The organism is Nocardiopsis halotolerans DSM 44410, assembly GCF_000341065.1.
Taxonomy (GTDB): Bacteria; Actinomycetota; Actinomycetes; order Streptosporangiales; family Streptosporangiaceae; genus Nocardiopsis; species Nocardiopsis halotolerans.
On the sequence record NZ_ANAX01000032.1, the window covers coordinates 1,403 to 16,710 of the forward strand.

A 15,308-nucleotide genomic window follows, 5' to 3' on the forward strand; every position below is an offset into this window, starting at 1 on the left:
CGACGGCCAGCACGAGCTGCGCTACCTCGACCAGCCCCAGCCGCTCGGCGGTCCGGCCTCCGCGCCGCCGCCGGACCCCGCGCTGTACGGGACCGACGGCGGGCCCAGCGGTGAGGGCTCGGAGAAGGGCGCCTCCCAGGCGACCAAGAACGAGGGCGTCATGGGCAAGATCAAGCACACCCTGGAGTAGTCCGGGGTCTGGGATCTGAGCGTCACCGCGCTTCGGGGCGGTCGTCCCCGTTCTCCGGACAGACCGGACAGAGCAGTCGGGCGGGGGGCCACGGACACCGCCCCACGAGGCGACGCCGCCGCTCGACCTGGACGGGGTGTCCGTCGTCGGGGGGCGAACGAGCGGCCGACGGCGGACACGTTAACCTCGGGCCATGACAGCCATGGGAACAGGTGGACGAGGGCTCATCGCCGCCCTGGCCGCTTCCGCGGTACTCACCTCGGGGTGTATGGGCCCGGTCGACGTCGACGGACTGCCCGGCACGTACCGCAACGACGTGACCGGCGGCGAGGTCCTGCTCGGGTCCGACGGGACGTTCTCCGTCACCGGCGTGTCGAGGGCGGAGGTCACAGGCGGCGATGCCGACCCCGTCGACTTCCATGGCAGTTGGGAGTTCGTCGACAGCGGCACGAGCAGCGACTTCGTCTACCTGACGATCGATGACGGTGGACTCGGCAGGATCGGCGGCGTCCAACTCTATCCGAGCGGCGGGTCGGAGGTGGAGTTCCGCGCCGATCCGGACGGACCGCCGTCCCTGGTGCTCACCAGGGTGGAGGCACCGTAGGTCCGTCGTCCTTCCGGGCCCCCACGTGAGCGGTGCGCTGGCCTGGGCCGCTCCCCCGACGGAACCGCGCACGAGCGTGGCCTCTCCTCGGGCGGCCGGATGCCGTCCCATGGCCGTCGACGCGGAGGAACCCGTGGAGAGAGAATCAGCACGCGTGAACCGGTGGCGACCGACGCCCGCGGACCCGTTTCCCCTGCCCGGGCCGCCCCTGCTCACGCAGGGCTGGCACGACGTCGTCTTCGCGCACTGGCCGGTTCCGCCCGAGCGGGTGACGCCGCTGCTGCCCGCGCACACCCGACCCGACGTGCTGGACGGAACCTCCTACGTCGGACTCGTGGCCTTCCGGGTGCCCTCCACCGAGGCCTGCGGAATCCCCGTGGGCGGTTTCCAGGAGGTCAACGTGCGCCTGTACTCGGTGGACGGCCACGGCCGCCGGGGCGTGGTCTTCCTGTCCATGGACGCCGACGCGGCGCACGGCGTCCTGGCGGCCAGGGCCCTCACGGGACTGCCCTACATGTGGTCGGACGTCTCCCTGCGTTCGGCGGGTGACGCGCACGCGGGCGCGGTGCGCCGCCGCCTGCCCCGGGGCGGGGCCCGGGGGCGGTGGCGGGCGACCGTGGGCGAGCGGGTGGAGCGTGAGTCGGCGCTGGAGCGCTTCGTCACCGCGCGGTGGGGCCTGCACACCCGGCACGCGGGGTCCACCTGGTGGATCCGCGTGGCGCACCGCCCCTGGCCCCTGTTCCGCGCGCGCTCCTGGGAGTACGAGGGCGACCTGTTGGAGGCCGCGAGCGTGCGCGTCGACGACCACGACCCCGTGTCGGTGCTGTGGTCGCCAGGTGTGGACACCGGTGTGTGCCCCTCGTTGCTCCCCGCTCCGCCGGTGGCCGTCAGCGCAGGAGCTTGTCCGGCGTGATCGGCAGGTCCCTCACCCGCACGCCCGTGGCGTGGTGGACGGCGTTGGCCACCGCCGCGGGTGAGCCGACGATGCCGATCTCACCCGCGCCCCGCGATCCCATGGGCGTGGCCCGGGGATCCTCCTCGTCCAGCCAGTCGGCCCGCAGGTCGCCCACGTCGGCGTTGGTGGGGACGTGGTACTCGGCGAAGTCGCCGTTGGCGATGTGGCCGTAGCGCGGGTCCCGGTAGCTCTCCTCATGCAGGGCCATCGACAGGCCCATGACCATCCCGCCGAGGAACTGCGAGCGCACCGTGCGCGGGTTGACCACCCGCCCGATGGAGAACAGGCCGTACATACGCGGCACCCGGACCTCACCGGTGTCGGCGTTGACCCACGCCTCCGCGAAGTGCGCCCCGAAGGAGTAGATCGAGTACCCCTCGTCGACGGTGTCCTCCGCCGCGCTCGCGCTCGCCTCCGCGCCCGGCTCCGGGGAGTCCCCGTGCCGGTCGCGGAAGGCCCTGGCCGCGGCCACGATGGCCGTCCCCCAGGAGCTGGTGCCGCTGGAGCCGCCCGCGACGGAGGCCGAGGGGAACGCGGTGTCGCCGATCCGCAACCGGATGTCGGAGGCGGGTCGGCCCAGGGCGTCGGCGGCGATCTGGGTGAGGGATGTCCAGGCTCCGGTGCCGATGTCCACCGCGCCGATGGACACCTCGTAGCGGCCGTCGCCGTCGTGGCGGACGTGGGCCACCGAACCGGGGTTGAACATGTGCGGGTAACTCGCCGAGGCCACGCCGGTGCCCACCAGCCAGTCCCCTTCGCGGCGGGAGCGGGGCGCGGGGTCGCGCCCGTGCCAGCCGAAGCGCTCGGCGCCCTCGCGCAGGCACTGCACCAGGCGGCGGTCCGACCACGGGGAGCCGCTCTGGGGGTCGGTCTCGGGGTCGTTGAGCGCGCGTAGCTCGACGGGGTCGACGCCGCAGGCGTGGGCGAGCTCGTCCATGGCGGCCTCGGCCGCGTACGTTCCGGGGCATTCTCCGGGGGCGCGCATCCAGAAGTTGACGGGCACGTCCAGGGCGGCGATCCGGTGGGTGGTGCGGCGGTGGGGCGCGGCGTACATCCACCGTGAGCACATCGCGCTGTTCTCGGTGAACTCCTTGATGGTGGAGGTCTGTTCCACGGCGTCGTGGGAGACCGCGCCCAGCCGCCCGTCGCGGTCGGCGCCCAGCCGTACCCGCTGGATGGTGGGGGTGCGGTAGCCCACCAGGCAGAACATCTGCTGCCGGGTCAGCGCGAACTTGACCGGCCGCCCCGGCAGGGCGCGGGCGGCCATCGCGGCCAGGACGTTGTGCGCGTGCGCCTCCCCCTTGGAGCCGAAGCCGCCGCCCACGTGGGGCGCGACCACCCTGACCCGTTCGGGGTCGAGTCCGAACACGGTGGCCACGGACGCACGGACCACGTGCACGCCCTGGGTGGAGTCGTACAGGGTGAGGTGCCCGGTTCCCTCCTCCCACAGGGCCGTGGTGGTGTGCGGCTCCATGGGGTTGTTGTGCTCGGTGGGCGTGCTGTAGGTGTGGTCGACCACGACCTCGGCGCGCTCCAGTGCCGCCTCGACGTCGCCCTGCGCGGTGTCGGCGGACGGCCCCTCGTCGGCGTCCTCGACCGGCCGGTACAGGCCCCGGTGGTCGGCGGTCAGCACCACGTCGTGCGACAGGCGTTCGTAGTCGACCTTCACGAGTCCGGCCGCCTGACGGGCGGTCTCGGGGGTGTCGGCGACGACCGCGGCGACGAACTGGCCGTGGAAGGACACCTCGTCGGACTGGAGGACGGCGAACTCCCGGTCCTCGGTGTCGGCGAGCCGTTCGGCGTTGCCCGGGGTCAGGACGGTGTGCACCCCCGGCAGGGCCTCGGCCCCGGAGGTGTCGACCGCGGTGACGCGCCCGTGCGGGATCGTGGACAGCACCGGGTGCAGGTACAGGGGGTCGGAGAGCGGGTGCTCGTAGGCGTAGGGTGCCCGCCCGGTGACCTTGTCCGCGCCCTCCACACGGGTCAGCGGCCGACCCATGGACTTCGGTTCCAGCGTGCTGGTCATGACGTCTCCTCGGTGCTCAGGTCGCGCAGGGTCGCGGCGAGGGTGTTGACGGCCATGGGAACCTTGAAGGCGTTGCCGGGGCCGGTCTCGGCGTCGGCGAGCTCGGCCCGGGCCGCGTCGCGGAAGGCCTCCTCGGTCGCCGGTCCCCCGCGCAGCTCCTCCTCGGCGCGGTGGGCCCGCCAGGGGGCGTGGGCCAGGCCGCCGAAGGCCACGCGCACGTCCTCGACGGTGCCGTCCACGACGCGCAGCGCGGCGGCCACGGACACCAGGGCGAAGGCGTAGGAGGCGCGGTCGCGCACCTTGCGGTAGGCCGAACGGGCGGCCAGCGGCAGGCGGGGCAGGTCGACGGCGGTGATCAGGTCACCGTGTTCCAGGATGGTGTCGCGCTGGGGCGTGTCCCCGGGGAGGCGGTGCAGGCCGGGCAGGTCGATGGTGCGTTCCCCCGAGGGGCCCAGCACCCGTACCTGGGCGCCCAGGGCGGTCAGCGCGACCGCCATGTCGGAGGGGTGGGTGGCCACGCAGTGCTCGGAGGCGCCCAGGACGGCGTTGTAGCGGCCGTAGCCCTCGATCGCCGCGCAGCCCGTGCCGGGTTCGCGTTTGTTGCAGGGCATGGCGCGGTTCTGGAAGTACACGCACCGTGTGCGTTGGAGGAGGTTGCCGCCGGTGGTGGCGGCGTTGCGCAGCTGGCCGGAGGCGCCCGCCAGCAGGGCCTGGGACAGGACCGGGTAGTGCTCGCGGATCTCGGGGTGGGCGGCCAGGTCGCTGTTGGGTACGGCGGCGCCGACGCGGATCCGTCCGTCGGGCAGCTTCTCGACGCGGTGGCTGAGCAGGTCGCGCACGTCCACGAGCGAGGTGGGTTCGGCGATGCCGAGTTTCATGTGGTCGACCAGGTTGGTGCCTCCGCCGATGTAGGCGGCGTCGGGGTTGGCCGCGACCTCGGCGACGGCGTCGGCGGCCTCGGCGGGGCGGGTGTAGGCGAAGGGTTTCACCGGGAGGCCTCCCGAATCGCGGCGACGATGTTGACGTAGGCGCCGCAGCGGCACAGGTTGCCGCTCATGCGCTCGCGGATCTCGGCGTCGTCCAGGGTGACGGGCGCACGGAGGTCCTCGGTGACGTGGCTGGGCCAGTCGGCCCCGGCCTCCTCCAGCATGCCCACGGCCGAGCAGACCTGGCCGGGGGTGCAGTAGCCGCACTGGAAGCCGTCGTGGTCGACGAAGGCGCGGGCGACGGGGTGCAGTTGGTCCTCCCCGGCGAGTCCGGCGGCGGTGGTGACGGTGGCGCCGTCGTGGGCGACCGCGAAGGTCAGGCAGGACACGACGCGGCGGCCCTCCAGCAGGACCGTGCACGACCCGCACTGGCCGTGGTCGCAGCCCTTCTTGGGCGAGGTGTTGCCCAGCCGGTCGCGCAGCGCGTCCAGCAGGGTGGTGCGTGTGTCGACGGTGAGCTCGCGTTTCTCACCGTCGACGTGCAGTGTGATGGTGGCCTCCACCGGCAGTGCCCTTCTCTCGTGTGGTCCGTGTCGTGTGCGCCGCCGTCCCCCGGGGCCCGTCGGTCGCGCACCGCGCAAGGGGCTCGTCACAGTCTGTGACAGCGGTGGGATCGCCGGAAGCCGACACGGCGTGGTGCCCGGGGAGAGGCGGTGGGGTCCGGTCAGCCAGCGACGGGTTCCAGGACCGCCCGGGCCCCCGGCAGCCGCCCGTGCTCCAGGTCGTCGAGGGCGTCGGGGGCGGCGTCGAGCGGGTAGGTCCTCGTGCGCTGGCGCACCTGCCCCCGGGCGGCCAGGTGCATGAGTTCGTCCAGGTCGTTGTAGGTGCCCACCAGGTTGCCGACGACGGAGATCTCCCGGGAGACGACGTCGATGGTGGGGACGTCGAGCGCGCCGCCGTAGCCGATCACGAAGTAGCTCCCGGCGTCGCGGGTCATGGCCACGCCCTCCTTCTCGGTGCCTCCCTCGCCGACGAAGTCGAGCACCACCCGCGCGCCCCTGCCGCCGGTGATGTCGGCGACCGCCTCGGTGTGGGTCCCGTCGGCCAGGACGGTGTGCTGGGCGCCGAGCTCCTCGGCCACGCTCAGCGCCTCCTCCGAACGGTCCACGACGGTCAGTTCGGCGGGGCTGAGCGCGGTGAGCACCTGGATCCCGATGTGGCCCAGTCCCCCGGCCCCGAGCAGTACCGCGTGCGCCCCCGGGTACAGCAGCGGGACGGCCCTGCGCACGGCGTGGTAGGCGGTGAGTCCGGCGTCGGCGAGCGCGGCCACATCGGCGGGCGCCAGGCCGTCGGGGAGCCGGACGCAGGCGCGGGCGTTGGTGAGCAGCAGGTCGGCCATGCCGCCGTCGGTGTCGATGCCGGGGAAGGCGGAGTTCTCGCAGTGGACGTCGTCGCCCGCGCGACAGGGACGGCACAGCCCGCACGTGACCAGAGGATGCAGGATCACCTTGTCGCCGACCAGGACGTTGGTGACGGCCGAGCCGATCTCGACCACGGTCCCGGCGTTCTCGTGGCCCAGGACGTAGGGCAGGTCGACCCCGCTCCTGTCCGCCCACTGGCCCTCGACGACGTGCAGGTCGGTACGGCACACGCCCGCGGCGTTGACCTGCACCAGAACGTCCAGCGGACCTGTGACCCGTGGATCGGGGACCTCGTCGACGGTCGGCTGGACGCCGTACTCGTGTACCCGTACCGCACGCATGCTCGCCCCTGAGGTGTGTCGGCTCCCTCCCAGTCGCACTTTCCGGAGCGGCCCGGACGAAACGTGCCGGGCCGCTCCGGGCCGTACCGGGCGCGGGCGCGACGACCGGGACCGTTCGGAGGGTTCGGCTGGGTGGGGCGTCCGACCTCAGGGCCGGCTCCGCCCGGTTCCCGGGAACGGTCAGGGCTTCCTGCCGGTGAGGGCGATGAGGCGGTCCTGGAGGCTGGTGTCGGGGCCGACCTCGGCGGGCGCGTCGAACATCGGACCCGGGCCGAAGCCCTGGCCGCTGGCCCAGGCGTGGACCTCCTTGACCAGGTCGGGGTCCAGCCGTTCGTCGGCGCCCAGGGCGCGGGCCAGGTCCCAGGCGTGCACCGTCAGGTCGAAGGTCATCTGCCACAGGTACAGCTCGCCGGACGCGTCACCGAAGGACAGGTGGACCGTGGTCTCCAGGGAGGAGGGGGCGAGCCAGGCGGCGCGGGACTCCCGGGAGGCCACCTCCCAGGTGGTGATGGGTTCCTCGCCCAGGTTGTCGCCGTCGAGGCGGTCTCCGACCTCCTCGACCCGCGCGCCGCCCAGCAGGGGCGGCACCCACAGCTGTTCGGTGGTCAGGTGGTTGACGAGGTCGTGCACGTCCCATTCGTCGCAGGGTGTGGGCAGCGCCCAGTCCGTCAGTCTGACCTCGCGGACCCGGCGGTCGAACTCCCCCATCGCGGTGCCGTGCAGGTCGATCAGTTGTGCCATGAGTGTCCCCCGGAACGGAAGTAGCGGTTCTGCGCGCGTTTCCTACCCGTGCCGGAACGGGCGAACACGCCCGCACTGATCGGTCGTGCGGGAACGGCGACGGCCGCGCACGGGGATACCGTGCGCGGCCGCCAGGGGTCGTTCGGGTGTGGGCGCGGGTCGCGGGGATCCGTCGGAACCCCGCGTCCGGGCGCCGTCTAGTGCGCGGCGGCCGGAGCGCCCTCCGCGGTGCCCGCCGGTGAGCGCCGCACGAAGAAGGTCAGGGCGAAGGCCACGACCGAGACGACCGCGCCGACCAGGAAGGCGGCGTGGACGCCACCCGCCTGCGCGTTGACCGGGGTGAGCCCGTCGGTGAGCAGCCCCGCCGATGTCGCGGACATGATCGCGACGAAGATCGCCGTACCGGCCGCACCGGCGATCTGCTGCACGGTGCCGACCACGGCGCTGCCGTGCGAGTACAGCTCGGGCCTGAGCGATCCCAGGGCCCCGGTGAGCAGCGGTGTGAACATGAAGCCCAGACCGGCGCTGAGCACGACGTGCGCGGCGACGACGAAGCCGACCGGCGTCTGGGCGTCGAGGAGCGTCATCCCCCACAGCACCAGCGACACCACCGCGGCGCCCGGAATGACCAGCGGGCGCGGGCCGAGGCGGTCGTAGAGGCGGCCCACCACCGGGGCGAGCAGACCCATGACCAGGCCGCCGGGCAGCAGGGCCAGACCGGTGACGAGCGTGTCGTGGCCCAGGACGTTCTGCATGTAGACCGGCAGCAGGATGAGGGTGCCGAACAGGGCCATGAAGCTGATCACGACCAGGCCGATCGAGACGCAGAACTGCCTGGAGCCGAACACGCGCAGGTCGAGCAGGGCGCGGTCCCTGTTCTGGAGGCGGAACTGGCGCCACACGAACAGCACCAGCGCGACGGCTCCGACCCCGATCGAGGCCAGCGGCGGCACCACGGCGGTGGCCTCGCCCTCACCCAGGCCGGAGAAGCCGTAGACGAGACCGCCGAACGCCAGCGCGGACAGCGGGAGCGAGAGCAGGTCGATGCTGGCGGCGCGCGGCTCGGTGACGTTGCGGATGAAGAGCGCTCCCAGGACCAGGCCCAGGATCGCGACGGGCAGGACGATGCCGAACATCCAGCGCCAGTCGAGCACGCTCAGGATGAGGCCCGCCAGGGTGGGTCCGACGGCGGGTGCCACGGACATGACGATGGAGATGTTGCCCATGGTGCGGCCTCGGCGGTCCGCCGGGACGATGTTCAGCACGGTGGTCATGAGCAGGGGCATCATGATGGCCGTTCCCATCGCCTGGACCACGCGGCCCAGGAGCAGGAAGGTGAAGCCCGGGGCCAGGAAGCACAGCAGCGTGCCGAGGCTGAACAGCGTCATCGCCGTGATGAACACCTGGCGCACGTGGAAGCGCTGGAGCAGGAAACCGGTGGCGGGGATCACCACGGCCATCACGAGCATGAAGGCCGAGGTCAGCCACTGACCGGTGGAGACGGAGATGCCGAGGTCCTTGGTGAGCGCGGGCAGGGCCACGCCCATGATCGTCTCGTTGAGGATGACCACGAACGCCGACACCAGGAGCAGCGGGATGATGAGGCGGCCCGCGCGCTCCGTGCTCTCATCGTGTGGTGGGGCCGAACCGACGTCGGCCTTGGGTGGAGTGGGCTGCCCGGTCACAGGTGTCCTCAGGTCGTGGTGGATGGGGGCCTTCTGGGGGTTTGGCGAACCTCCCCAGAGCACTCCCAACGTCTCAGAGCGGCCGACCGTTCCCGAAACGGCGGTGTGTTCTGGGGCATACCGACGCGAGCCTTCGGAGTGTGTCCCGTCCGCGCACGGAGGCGCCCCGGGTCGTGGCGGCCCGGAGAGGAGTGAGGGCGCGTGCCCTAGCCACGCGCGGAGGCGTCGGTGCCGAGCCCCCGGCACGCGGTGCGTGCGAGCGCGAGCGCGCAGGCGTCCTCGATGACGCCGCCCAGCCAGGTGGGGCGCCCGGTGCCGTTCCAGTACCGCCGCCACCCGACTCCCGCGGCGGCGCCGACCGGGGACGCGGCCGCGGCGACCAGGGCGGACAGGACGGTCGACGTGCCCAGCCCCCTGGCGAGCAGTGCCCCACCGGTGCCCGCGCTGAGCGCCCTGGCCGCCAGGCTCGGTCCGGCGGTCCTGCTGGGGATGCCGGGGACCTTGTCCCCCGTGGCCTCCCCCAGGACGGACGCCGCCAGGAGCGTGCGCCCGACCTTTCCGGAGACCGGCCACAACGGTGCGCTCCCCAGCGTGCTGCGTGCCCCCGTGGCCAGACCCAGCGCCGTGGCCCGGGCCATGGCCGATGATGCGCCCATGTCGTGGGCTCCCTTCCCTCCGGCGGCCGCCGTGCGCGGCTCCTCGTGACTCCCGGCTATCCGGATCGGCCCCCGCGAAACCTCGCCGCGGCGGCGGGGTCCCCGGCCGTTCGCGGACCGCGGGACGGCCGAGGAGGTCCGCGCGTCGCCCGCCTCCCACCACCGGCGCACGAACGGCCCGGGACACTAGGGTGTGGGCCATGCCACCGTCACCCCCCGACGACGCCCTCCTCGACGCTCTCGTGCGTGACGCGTTCGGCGAGGAGGCCCGTGTACGCGAACGCGCGGTGCTCACCGGAGGCACCTACAACTCCGTGTACGACGTGGTCCTGCGCGACGGCCGCCGGTCGGTGCTCAAACTCGCACCCCCTCCCGACCGTCCGCGGCTCACCTACGAACACGGGATCATGGCCACCGAGGCGATGGCCTACGGGCGGTCCCGCCCCCTGGCCGGTCCGCTCGTGCCCGAGGTGCTGCACCCGGGCACCGTGCCCGGGGACCCGCGCCGCGAGTACCTGTTCCTCAGCCACCTGCCGGGCACCCCTCTGGACGGAGCCGAACTGGCACCGGCCCGGCGCGCCGCGGTCCGCCGCGACCTGGGACGCGCCGTGGCGGCCCTGCACACCGTCACCGGAACGGAGTTCGGCTATCCGGGGCGGGACGGACTACGCGCGTCCACCTGGCCGGAGGCGTTCGGCGCGATGGTGGAGGCGGTGGTGGCCGACGCCTCCCGGTTCGGGGTTCCCCTGCCCGGCGGCGGGGCGGAGGTCCTGCGGCTGGTGTCGGCCAACCTCGTCCACCTGGAGGCGGTGCGCGTTCCGGTGCTCACGCACTTCGACCTGTGGGACGGCAACGTCCTGGTCACCGGGGGCGGGCGGGGCGAGGCGCGGCTCTCGGGGATCATCGACGCCGAACGCGCCTTCTGGGGCGATCCGGCGGCCGAACTGGTGTCCCTGGCGCTCTTCGGCGACGTCCGCGACGACGCCGACCTCCTGGAGGGCTACCGCGGGGCCGGGGGCGCCGTCGACTTCACGCCGGAGCTGCTGCGCAGGCTCGCCCTGTACCGGGTCTACCTGTACCTGGTCATGTTCACCGAGCCCACCCCGCGCGGCCACGCCCCGGAGGAGGCCGCCCGGGTCCGCGCGTTCGTCGGAGAGCACCTGGAGGCCGACCTGGCCCGGCTGGCCTCCCCCCTGGTCTGAACCGCGCCCGCCCTCCCTCGTTCCCGAGCGCACCAGGAAACGGGGCCGCCTCCGAGGAGACGGCCCCGTACGCGCTCGGGGAGACTAGCGCGGCAGGCGCTCGGCCAGCCAGGCCTCCACCTCGTCCGAGGAGCGCGGCAGACCGGCCGACATGACCGTGCGGCCCTCCTCGGTGACCAGCACGTCGTCCTCGATGCGCACGCCGATGCCGCGCAGCTCCTCGGGGACGGTCAGGTCGTCGGGCTGGAAGTACAGGCCCGGCTCGACGGTGAGCACCATCCCCGGCTTCAGGTCCCCGTACAGGTGGACCTCCTGGCGGGAGACCGCGCAGTCGTGCACGTCCATGCCCAGCATGTGGCCGGTGCCGTGCAGGGTGTACCGGCGCTGGAGGCCCAGCTCCAGCACGCGGTCGACCGGGCCCTCCAGCAGGCCCCACTCGACCAGGCCCTCGGCCAGCACCCGCTGGGACGCCTCGTGGAAGGCCACGAACGGCCTGCCCGGGGCGACGGCGGCGATACCGGCCTCCTGGGCGGCGTACACCAGGTCGTAGACCCTGCGCTGGACGTCGGTGAAGGTGCCCGACACCGGCATCGTGCGGGTGACGTCGGCCGTGTACAGGGTGGTGGTCTCCACGCCCGCGTCCAGCAGCAGCAGGTCGCCCTCGCGTACCGGACCGTCGTTGCGGGTCCAGTGCAGGGTGGTGGCGTTGGCGCCCGAGGCGGCGATGGTGCCGTAGCCGACGTCGTTGCCCTCCACGCGGGCGCGCAGGAAGAACGTGCCCTCGACGAACCGCTCGGAGGTGTCCTTGGCCTGCGGCAGCGCCTTGACGACGTCGCCGAAGCCGCGCACGGTGGCGTCCACGGCCAGCTGGAGCTGGGCGACCTCCCACTCGTCCTTGACCAGGCGGTGGTCGGCCAGCGTGACGGAGAGGTCCTCGTCGAGCTGGGCGTACTTGGCGCGGGCCTCCTCGTCGGCGTCGGCGCGCAGCCCGTCGACCAGGGCGTCGAGCTCGGCGTCGTGGCCGCGCACGATGCGGGTGGTCGCGTCGCCCGAGCGCAGCGCGTCGGCGAGGGTGGTGACGTCGGCGGTGGCCACGCCGAGCAGGTCGGCGGCCTCGGAGAGGCTGTTGCGGCGGCCGGTNCCAGCCAGAACTCGCCGTTCTCGCGGTTGGAGCGGGGCTTGAGGTAGAGCACCACGTCGTGGCCGCCGTCGGCGGTGGGGGTGAAGACCAGGCAGCCGCCGTCGGAGGTGTCACCGGTCAGGTAGGCGTAGTTGGTGGCCGCCCGGAACGGGTACTCGGTGTCGTTGGAGCGGGTGAGCAGCTGTCCGGCCGGGATGACCAGGCGGTCCCCGGGGAAGGCCGCGCTGATCGCGGCGCGGCGGCGGGCGGTGTGCCCGGCCTGCTCGACGGGCTCCAGGTCGCGCCGTTCGGTGTCGGCCCAGCCGGTGCTCATCCACGCGGCGAGCTCGTCGGAGACCGACTGCGCCTGCCCGTTCTTGCGTGGACTGAACACGGGGGCGTTCGTCTCGTCCTGGGGGCGCTGCTGCTCGCTCACGTCGTGCATCTCCTCATCGGCTCGTCGGCGTGACCGCTGGTGGGCGGCCTCGGGCACCCATCGTACGGGGGAGCTCGAACACGTGGCCGCTCCGCGGACATAGCTGTCCCCATAACGTCGCGGCGGCCCGCGTTGTGCCCCGGTCGCGGACCGGCCGTGGAGCGGCCCGTCCCCGGACCGGCCCTCAGGCGAGGTCGCGCGTGAAGGGGATGGCCGACGGGTAGGGCAGGTCGTCGATGTCGGCGGGGTCGACCCACCGGTAGCCGATGCGTTCGTACAGGGCCACGGCCTCGGGCTGGGAGGGCCCGGTGAACAGCAGGACCCTGGCGTAGCCGAGGTCGCGGGCGGCCTCCTCCAGGGCGGCCATCACCCTCCGCGCCAGGCCGCGTCGGCGGTGGCGGTCCGAGGTCCAGACGCGCTTGAACTCGGCGGTCTCGGGCATGGCCGCGCGGTCCTGCTTGTAGGGGCGCACGGCCCCTCCGGCGACGATCTCCCCGTCGATCTCGGCCAGCACCAGGCGCCCGTGGGGAGCGGCGAACTCGCTCACGGGGTAGCGCGCCAACTCGTTGGCCGCGCCCTCGGCGCCGTAGCGCCGGGTGTACTCCTCCAGCAGACCGGCGAGCAGCCCCGCCGCGCGGGGATCGTCGTGGCGCACGCGCAGCATGCGGATTCCGTCACCGTGCCCGTCCGTCCCGGCGGCCTCGGTACTGGTGTGTGTCACGCGTCCCTCCCCCGTGGGTGCCCGATTCCGCCGGAATACTACGCGCGGAACCGACGGGGGCACCACGTGGGTTGACTCACCCGGCCACCGGTCAGTCGGCGTTGGGCCCGTACCTGTTGTCGCGGTCGGACGGATCGTCGGGGTCGCCGAGGTTGCCCAGGGTCACGGCGACGGGCGGCAGGAACGACGCCACCACGCACATGGCCACCGCCCACCCGGTGCCGAACAGGTGGTAGACGGGCAGCGAACCCGCGAACAGGACCAGGCACACACCCATGACCAGGCTGTACTGGCGCACCCGGCGCTTCATCGGCCAAGCCCCCTCAGCCAACGGGTACCTTCCACGCTACCCGGCGCCATCCGCGCGGTCAGGCGTCGGCGGGCGCCCGGGAGGGCGGCTCGGGCTGCGCGGAGGACGGTGCGGACGGCGCGCGGAAGCGGGTGCGGGCGCGCAGCGCCCTGAGTCCGTTCTCGATCTCGTATCCGGCCTCCAGCAGCCGCTGCCTGGACTCCTCCGCGCTGCGCACGGTGGCCTCGTCGAAGATGAGGTTGTAGTACCGCTCGGGCACCTGGTTCAGCAGCGTGCGCAGGGTCCGCAGCGACGCGGTGGCCGCCGCGTCCCCGCCGGGTACCTCGGGCAGGACCCCGTAGGCGCGGCGCGCCCATGCGGGCAGGGTGGCGTAGGACAGGGCGCCGACCGGAAACCACAGGGGCTTGAGCGGCGCCAGTCGGGACAGGTGGTCGGGCACCCTGGGCCACAGCAGGAACCGTACGGCCTGGCGGGCTTCGGGGGTGGCGCGCAGGGCGGGCCGGACCGAGGCGAGGTAGCGGCGCAGGTCGGCGACCGAGCGCGGCACGTCGTCGCGGTACAGGCCCACGTAGGTGGCGGTGTGCGACTGCTCGTCGACGTAGCGGTCCAGTTCGCGGGCGGTCAGCGGGACCCCCGCCCGGTGGGCGTTCTCCAGGTAGGAGGAGACCTCCGCGCAGTGCACCCACACCAGCAGGTCGTGCTGGTCGACCCGGTGGAGGCGGCCGGTGGTCGGGTCGGTGAAGGACAGCGCGCGGTGCACCCGGCGCACGCGCTCGCCCAGCGCGTCGGCCTCGGCGGGGCTGCCGTAGGTGGTGACGGCCACGAAGTGGGCGGTGCGCAGCAGGCGGCCGGTGGGGTCGGAGCGAAAGTCGGAGCGCTGCCACACCCCCTGCATGGCCACCGGGTGCAGGGCCTGGAGCATGAGGGCGCGCACGCCCGCCACCCACATCGACCGGTCCAGGTGGATCTTCCAGGTGACGCTCTCGGGGGCGGCGACGGTCGGCTGCATCCGGTCTCCTCCGGGGCCGCGAGGGGGCTCGCACCGTGTGGCGGACTCTCGTCTCCACGATACGTCCGGTGTTCCCCGAGCCTTCGGCGGGTCCGCGACGAGCCCGTTCCATGACCGTGGCTTGAGCGAATCGAGGAACGGGACGGGCGCAGTCTGGGTAGTGGGACCGCCCTCTCCAGGAGCGGTTCCGGCGAGGAAGGAGCACAGTCATGTCCGCCCCAACACAGCCCCACACGTTCTTCGACGTCGACCGCTACACCCGAGCCGTGGAGTCCGCCGACGCCGACGCCCTGCTCTCCCAGTACGGCGACGACGCCGAGATGGAGATGTTCGACCGGCGCACCCCGCCCAGCGCGCCCATGATCCTGCACGGCAGGGACGAGATCGGAGCGGCCCTGAGGGACCTCAACTCGCACGAGATGACCCACGAGGTGCTCCAGTGCGTGGCCGACTCCGAGCACGTCGCCTACACCGAGCGGTGCACCTACCCCGACGGAAACAAGGTCATGAGCATGACCATGCTGGACCTGCGGGACGGGCGCATCGCGCACCAGTCCATGGTCCAGGCCTGGGACGAGGAGGACCAGGGCACCCTCCAGGTGGTCGGGTTCGACGACGCCGAGATGGGCGAGGAGTTCGAGAAGGGCCGCATCGACGTCGTGCGGATCGGCGGCCAGGGGGTCGCGCGGATGACCTTCGAGCCCGGTTGGCGCTGGTCCGAGCACGTGGCTCCCCTCATGGGAACCGAGACGTGCATGAAGACCCACTGCGCCTACATCGTGTCGGGCGCCCTGCGCTGCCGGATGGACGACGGCACCGAGCGCGACGTCCACGCCGGTGAGGTCGCGTCCGTCCCGCCCGGGCACGACGCCTGGGTCCTCGGCGACGAGCCGTTCGTCGCGGTCGACTGGCGCGCGCCCAACGCCGGGTGAGCGTCGCCGGTCCGGGTCCGCGTCCCCTTCCGT

15 protein-coding genes and 1 pseudogene (1 of these 16 cut by a window edge) are annotated in these 15,308 nt (G+C 73.1%); 5 read left to right on the top strand and 11 right to left on the bottom strand.

The features are described 5' to 3' along the window. From D455_RS0102295 to D455_RS28965, 3 genes are all read left to right on the top strand, one after another. A protein-coding gene (locus D455_RS0102295; protein WP_017569149.1) for a manganese catalase family protein crosses the window boundary here: on the top strand, positions 1-190 show its end. 716 nt of this gene lie to the left of the window's left edge; the window shows 190 of its 906 coding nt (coding positions 717-906); its start codon lies off the left edge, out of view; the stop codon is at positions 188-190. Between the two features lie 193 nt (positions 191-383). Further along, on the top strand, positions 384-794 hold the full coding sequence (locus D455_RS0102300) for a hypothetical protein (RefSeq protein ID WP_026122240.1): 411 nt from the start codon (positions 384-386) through the stop codon (positions 792-794). Positions 795-948: 154 nt separating this feature from the next. Next, positions 949-1,707, top strand: a complete 759-nt coding sequence (locus tag D455_RS28965; RefSeq protein WP_017569151.1) for a DUF2071 domain-containing protein — start codon at positions 949-951, stop codon at positions 1,705-1,707. On the opposite strand, the gene D455_RS0102310 is transcribed toward D455_RS28965, so the two are convergent. The 7 genes from D455_RS0102310 to D455_RS0102340 all read right to left on the bottom strand — a co-directional run bounded on the left by D455_RS0102310 (position 1,682) and on the right by D455_RS0102340 (position 9,545). Continuing rightward, positions 1,682-3,775 (bottom strand): xanthine dehydrogenase family protein molybdopterin-binding subunit, encoded by a 2,094-nt coding sequence (locus tag D455_RS0102310; protein WP_017569152.1) that lies wholly within the window; start codon positions 3,773-3,775, stop codon positions 1,682-1,684. The genes D455_RS28965 and D455_RS0102310 overlap by 26 nt on opposite strands. After that, entirely contained in the window at positions 3,772-4,764 is a 993-nt protein-coding gene (locus D455_RS0102315) for an FAD binding domain-containing protein (protein WP_017569153.1), read from the bottom strand. Before D455_RS0102315 ends, D455_RS0102310 begins: the two co-directional genes overlap by 4 nt. After that, the gene (locus D455_RS0102320; RefSeq protein ID WP_017569154.1) at positions 4,761-5,264 is read right to left on the bottom strand and encodes a 2Fe-2S iron-sulfur cluster-binding protein; all 504 of its coding nucleotides are present in this window, start codon (positions 5,262-5,264) and stop codon (positions 4,761-4,763) included. The genes D455_RS0102315 and D455_RS0102320 overlap by 4 nt, the downstream gene beginning before the upstream one ends. A 161-nt stretch (positions 5,265-5,425) precedes the next feature. Further along, on the bottom strand, positions 5,426-6,463 hold the full coding sequence (locus D455_RS0102325) for an NAD(P)-dependent alcohol dehydrogenase (protein WP_017569155.1): 1,038 nt from the start codon (positions 6,461-6,463) through the stop codon (positions 5,426-5,428). A gap of 180 nt (positions 6,464-6,643) precedes the next feature. Further along, positions 6,644-7,204 (bottom strand): TIGR03086 family metal-binding protein, encoded by a 561-nt coding sequence (locus tag D455_RS0102330; protein ID WP_017569156.1) that lies wholly within the window; start codon positions 7,202-7,204, stop codon positions 6,644-6,646. 197 nt (positions 7,205-7,401) lie between these two features. After that, positions 7,402-8,889, bottom strand: coding sequence for an MDR family MFS transporter (locus tag D455_RS0102335; RefSeq protein WP_017569157.1), 1,488 nt, complete (start codon positions 8,887-8,889; stop codon positions 7,402-7,404). A gap of 206 nt (positions 8,890-9,095) precedes the next feature. Then, positions 9,096-9,545 carry a hypothetical protein gene (locus D455_RS0102340; protein ID WP_026122241.1) on the bottom strand — a complete coding sequence of 150 codons (450 nt, stop codon included), beginning with the start codon at positions 9,543-9,545 and terminating at the stop codon, positions 9,096-9,098. 200 nt (positions 9,546-9,745) lie between these two features. Between D455_RS0102340 and D455_RS0102345 the strand changes: the two genes are divergently transcribed. Further along, on the top strand, positions 9,746-10,747 hold the full coding sequence (locus tag D455_RS0102345; protein WP_017569159.1) for a phosphotransferase family protein: 1,002 nt from the start codon (positions 9,746-9,748) through the stop codon (positions 10,745-10,747). An 84-nt stretch (positions 10,748-10,831) separates the two neighbouring features. Here the strand turns inward: D455_RS0102345 and D455_RS28970 are convergent. From D455_RS28970 to D455_RS0102365, 4 genes and pseudogenes are all read right to left on the bottom strand, one after another. Then, positions 10,832-12,303, bottom strand: a pseudogene (locus D455_RS28970) (aminopeptidase P family protein). 184 nt (positions 12,304-12,487) lie between these two features. Beyond that, complete coding sequence (locus D455_RS0102355; protein ID WP_017569162.1) at positions 12,488-13,024, bottom strand: GNAT family N-acetyltransferase; 537 nt, start codon at positions 13,022-13,024, stop codon at positions 12,488-12,490. 91 nt (positions 13,025-13,115) lie between these two features. After that, positions 13,116-13,334 (bottom strand): DUF3099 domain-containing protein, encoded by a 219-nt coding sequence (locus tag D455_RS0102360; protein WP_017569163.1) that lies wholly within the window; start codon positions 13,332-13,334, stop codon positions 13,116-13,118. 58 nt (positions 13,335-13,392) lie between these two features. Continuing rightward, entirely contained in the window at positions 13,393-14,343 is a 951-nt protein-coding gene (locus D455_RS0102365) for an oxygenase MpaB family protein (protein ID WP_017569164.1), read from the bottom strand. A gap of 209 nt (positions 14,344-14,552) precedes the next feature. On the opposite strand from D455_RS0102365, the gene D455_RS0102370 reads away from it, so the two are divergent. Further along, entirely contained in the window at positions 14,553-15,275 is a 723-nt protein-coding gene (locus D455_RS0102370) for a nuclear transport factor 2 family protein (protein ID WP_017569165.1), read from the top strand. Positions 15,276-15,308: the final 33 nt, after the last annotated feature.

Excerpts from the sequence above, each read along its gene's own strand:
- D455_RS0102300 (WP_026122240.1), top strand. The coding sequence starts at position 384 with ATGACAGCCATGGGAACAGGTGGACGAGGGCTCATCGCCGCCCTGGCC.
- D455_RS0102310 (WP_017569152.1), bottom strand. The coding sequence starts at position 3,775 with ATGACCAGCACGCTGGAACCGAAGTCCATGGGTCGGCCGCTGACCCGT.
- D455_RS0102325 (WP_017569155.1), bottom strand. The coding sequence starts at position 6,463 with ATGCGTGCGGTACGGGTACACGAGTACGGCGTCCAGCCGACCGTCGAC.
- D455_RS0102330 (WP_017569156.1), bottom strand. The coding sequence starts at position 7,204 with ATGGCACAACTGATCGACCTGCACGGCACCGCGATGGGGGAGTTCGAC.
- D455_RS0102340 (WP_026122241.1), bottom strand. The coding sequence starts at position 9,545 with ATGGGCGCATCATCGGCCATGGCCCGGGCCACGGCGCTGGGTCTGGCC.
- D455_RS0102345 (WP_017569159.1), top strand. The coding sequence starts at position 9,746 with ATGCCACCGTCACCCCCCGACGACGCCCTCCTCGACGCTCTCGTGCGT.
- D455_RS0102360 (WP_017569163.1), bottom strand. The coding sequence starts at position 13,334 with ATGAAGCGCCGGGTGCGCCAGTACAGCCTGGTCATGGGTGTGTGCCTG.
- D455_RS0102365 (WP_017569164.1), bottom strand. The coding sequence starts at position 14,343 with ATGCAGCCGACCGTCGCCGCCCCCGAGAGCGTCACCTGGAAGATCCAC.
- D455_RS0102370 (WP_017569165.1), top strand. The coding sequence starts at position 14,553 with ATGTCCGCCCCAACACAGCCCCACACGTTCTTCGACGTCGACCGCTAC.